The organism is Thermoanaerobaculia bacterium, assembly GCA_035717485.1.
In the GTDB taxonomy this organism is placed as follows: domain Bacteria; phylum Acidobacteriota; class Thermoanaerobaculia; order UBA5066; family DATFVB01; genus DATFVB01.
This window is the reverse complement of sequence record DASTIQ010000234.1, coordinates 1-3,867: the sequence shown is the minus strand read 5'-3', so window position 1 is coordinate 3,867 and position 3,867 is coordinate 1. Positions and strand designations below refer to the sequence as shown.

The following is a 3,867-nucleotide window of genomic DNA, read 5'->3' as shown; positions in this document are numbered from 1 at the left end:
GGCGTGTTCGAGACGTTGAAGGCGGTGGCGAAGCTGGTCTTGCTGGAGCTCAAGAAAAAATAAGGGATCGCTCAGGGCGCGTCGGACGGCGCGGCGATGCATCGAGCCGAGCGGGCGCGTGCAACCCGCCCGCGCCGCCGCGACGTACGCCCCGGTACGCCTTGGCCGCGGGCCGGGCTGCCCGCATCCCGCCGGGCTCGCGCCTCGCCGTGCCTGGCAAGTAGCGAAGGCTTGATCTTGATGGTGATCAGTCGTGGGCCCGATCGCATCGTGACTCGGCCGTTGGGAAGCCCCCCTCGGTTGTCATTCCCGCGAAGGCGGGAATCCCGGGCGCCGAGTTAAGCGGCTCCGCCGCTTCAACCCGGCGCGGGTCATTTCGATTTTCGCGGGGTCCGTCCCGCGCGGCGCCGGCGGGCCAGGGGCAGCAGCCGCTGCGCCGGCGCGGCTTCGGGCCTCGGCTCCGCCGACCGCACCCAGCGGCGCAGGCCGTCGAGCCGGGCGAGCGCGGCCTCGCGGGAGATCCGCTCGAGCGGTCCCGCCTCGGGGCGGCGGCGGAGCCGGCCCGCCTCCTCGGCGAGCGCTCGCTCGTAGACGGCGAAGGCCTGCGGGCTTCCCCCGCCGAGCGCCCGGCCGAGCGCGAGCCGGGAGAGCGTCTCGTCGCGCAGCGTGGGAATCCCGGCCGGCTCGGCGAGCCAACGGCCGAGCTCCCGCCGCCCGGAGGCGGTCGTCCGGTACCGGTAGCTCGCCGGCCCCTTCGCCGGACCGACGACCCGGCCGGAGAGAAAGCCCGCCCGCTGGAGCCGGCCGAGAGCCGGGTAGATCTGCGAGAGCTCGGCGGTCCAGAGCGGCGCGAGCTCGGTGTCGATCCTCTTCTTGACGGCGTAGCCGGAGGCGGGGCGGTCCGTGAGAAGCGCGAGGAGAACGTGCGAGAGCGACACGATCAACTATATAACTCCTGATATAGTTGAATTCGGGCCGGCCGAAAAAAAGGACAAAAAAAGCGGGGCCCGAAGGCCCCGTACGAATCCGAAACAGTTGGGTTAATTACTTCTTCTTGCTGGACTTCTTGGCAGTCGCCTTCTTCTTGGGAGCAGCCTTCTTCTTCGTGGCCATCTCTTCACCTCCCTCCCGGTAGTCGATTGACACACCGGTTCGCGGGTGCTATGTTGACCCTCCTGGTTGGGAAGGGGCGTAACACCTGCGAACTGTCACTACCGTCGTTCTGTAGGAACATCCGCTCCTGATAATCGCCGGAGGGCTGGTCCCCTTCGGCGATTTCATTTTAAGTCTTTTTCCACCGGACGCAAGAAATATTTCTTGATTTTCGAAAAATCTTTTCGCCGGGAGACTCCGCGATGAAGCAGAAAATTTCTCTCGCCCATTCCCCGGATTCCGACGACGCGTTCATGTTCTTCGCGCTCGCCGAGGGGAAGATCGACGACCGCGGATTCGAGTTCGTCCACGAGCTCTCCGACATCGAGACGCTCAACCAGCGGACGCGCCGCGGCGAGCTCGACGTCTCCGCGATCTCGTTCCACGCCTACCCGGACGTCGCCGGGAACTACGCCCTCCTTCCGCACGGCGCGTCGTTCGGCGACGGCTACGGGCCCGTCGTCGTCGCGCGCCGCCCGCTCGTCCCCGAGGACCTGGAGCGGACCGTCGTCGCGATTCCGGGGGAGAAGACCTCCGCCGCGCTCGCCCTCCAGCTCTGGCGTCCCGGCACGCGCACGGCCGTCGTGCCGTTCGACGAGATCCTCCCCCGGGTCCGCGACGGCGCGCTCGAGGCCGGCGTCATCATCCACGAGGGTCAGCTGACCTACGCGGCCGAGGGGCTCCACGCCGTCGTCGACCTCGGCGCCTGGTGGCGGGAGGAGACCGGGTTCCCGCTTCCGCTCGGCGGCAACGTCATCCGAAAGGCCCTCGGCCCCGAAACGGTTCAGGCCGTGTCCGCCGTGCTCGGAGAGTCGATCGCGTACGGCCTGGCGCACCGCCGGGAAGCCCTGGACTACGCGATGCGGTTCGCGCGCGATCTCGACCGCGAACGGGCCGACCGCTTCGTCGGGATGTACGTGAACGACTGGACCCGGGGGTACGGAGAGCGGGGTCGCCGCGCGATCGAGCTCTTCCTCGGGCGGGCCGCCGATGCCGGCCTGGTCCCGCGCGTCTCGGTGGAATTCGCGGGGGAGGCCGCCTGAGGCGCGCGGTCGCCGCCGTTCACCTGGCGGCGCTCGCCGTCGCCTTCGCCGCCCCGATCGCGTTCACGGCCGCCGTGGCCCCCGCCGTGCTTCGGCTCGTCCCGGAGCGCGCGGCGGCGGGAGCCCTGATTTCCGCCATTCTCCGCTCGCTCTGCCGCCTGCTCGAGATCGCGTTCGCCGTGCTTTTCTTCACGACCGGGCGCGCCGCCGCGCCCGCGAAGAGCGGCGCCGGCGCGCTCCTCCGGCGCGTTCCGGCGCTCGGCTTCGTGTCGGCCCTGGCGATCGGAGTGGTCGTGATTCCGACGATGGAGCGGATCCGCCTCCATCCGGAGAGCGATCCGGGAGGGTTCCTCTTCCGCCGCTATCACGCGATCTCGACGCTCTTCTTCGCGATCGCGTTCCTCTGCTCGGCATTCGTGCTGGCGGGGACGGTCGCGGCCGGCGCGGCGCCCGAGACGGCGGGGCCGGTCTCCCCGAAGAGCTGAGCGCTTCGGTTCAGCCGCGGCGCGACACGGGGCGCGCTTCGTTCCCTTCCCACCGGTAGAACCCCTCGCCCGCCTTCTTTCCGGTCTTTCCTTCGGCGACGAGCCGGCGAAGGAGCTCCGGCGGACGGAAGCGCTCGTCGGAGAGCTCCCGGGCGAGGGCTTCCGCGATCGCCAGCCGTACGTCGAGGCCGACGAGGTCGGTCGTCTTGAGCGGCCCCATCGCGTGGCCGTAACCCGCCTCCATCGCGCGGTCGATGTCGGCGGCCGAGGCGACGCCCTCCTCGACCATCCGGATCGCCTCGAGCCCGAGCGCGACCCCGAGCCGGGAGGTCGCGAACCCGGGCGAGTCCCGGACCTCGATCGATTCCTTCCCGAGCGCGCCGACGAACGCGCGGACCGCGTCGACGGTCCGGGCATCGGTCCGGGGCCCGACGACGATCTCGACGAGCGGCATCGCGAGCGGGGGATTGAAGAAATGGATCCCCACGACCCGCTCGGGGCGCCCGGTCGCCCCGGCGATCTTTCCGATCGAGAGGGAGGAGGTGTTCGACCCGAGGATCGCGGCCGGCGCCCGGCGATCGAGCTCCGAGAAGATCGCGCTCTTGATCTCGAGAGATTCCGGCGCCGCCTCGACGACGAGATCCGCCGACCCGGCGGCGTCCGAAAGATCCGCCGCGACCCGGACCCGGGCGACGGCCGCCCGGACGTCGCCGTCCGTCATCTTCCCGCGCGCCTTCGCCTTTTCGAAGAGCGCCGCGATCGCGCCCGGCGCCGACTCGAGAGCGGCCGGAATCGGATCGTGGATCGCGGTTTCGAAACCCCGGGACGCGCAAAGCGCCGCGATGCCGCGCCCCATCGTGCCGGCGCCGACGACGAGGACCCGGCGGATCTCGCGCGGCGGTTCGGGCGGCGGCATGAGGGCCGCGATTATAGCTTCGCCGTGCCGCGACGGCGATCATCGGCGAGTTTCACCTCTCCCGGCGGGAGGGGCGGGAGCCGTCCCTCCGAAGGAGCGGACCGTCGAGGGCGCTCAGCCGAACAGCCGCTTGGCGTTGTCGTGGAGGATCGCGTTCTTCGCCTCCTCCGACAACGGCAGCGCGCGGAAGGCCGCGACGTTCTCGGCCGGGGAGCGGATCCCCGGCGACGGCCAGTCCGTTCCCCAGAGCGTCTTGCCGGCGACCTCTTCG

4 protein-coding genes are annotated in these 3,867 nt (G+C 70.4%); 2 read left to right on the top strand and 2 right to left on the bottom strand.

The window, feature by feature from the left end:
* Positions 1–371 precede the first annotated feature (371 nt).
* Entirely contained in the window at positions 372–938 is a 567-nt protein-coding gene (locus VFS34_12515; protein ID HET9795274.1) for a PadR family transcriptional regulator, read from the bottom strand.
* 417 nt (positions 939–1,355) lie between these two features.
* Between VFS34_12515 and VFS34_12510 the strand changes: the two genes are divergently transcribed.
* A complete protein-coding gene (locus tag VFS34_12510) occupies positions 1,356–2,195 on the top strand; it encodes an MqnA/MqnD/SBP family protein (protein ID HET9795273.1) in 840 nt (279 codons plus the stop codon).
* Between the two features lie 74 nt (positions 2,196–2,269).
* Positions 2,270–2,680, top strand: a complete 411-nt coding sequence (locus VFS34_12505; protein ID HET9795272.1) for a hypothetical protein — start codon at positions 2,270–2,272, stop codon at positions 2,678–2,680.
* Between the two features lie 10 nt (positions 2,681–2,690).
* On the opposite strand, the gene VFS34_12500 is transcribed toward VFS34_12505, so the two are convergent.
* Entirely contained in the window at positions 2,691–3,596 is a 906-nt protein-coding gene (locus VFS34_12500) for a 3-hydroxyacyl-CoA dehydrogenase family protein (GenBank protein HET9795271.1), read from the bottom strand.
* Between the last annotated feature and the right edge of the window lie 271 nt (positions 3,597–3,867).

Excerpts from the sequence above, each read along its gene's own strand:
- VFS34_12510 (HET9795273.1), top strand. The coding sequence starts at position 1,356 with ATGAAGCAGAAAATTTCTCTCGCCCATTCCCCGGATTCCGACGACGCG.
- VFS34_12500 (HET9795271.1), bottom strand. The coding sequence starts at position 3,596 with ATGCCGCCGCCCGAACCGCCGCGCGAGATCCGCCGGGTCCTCGTCGTC.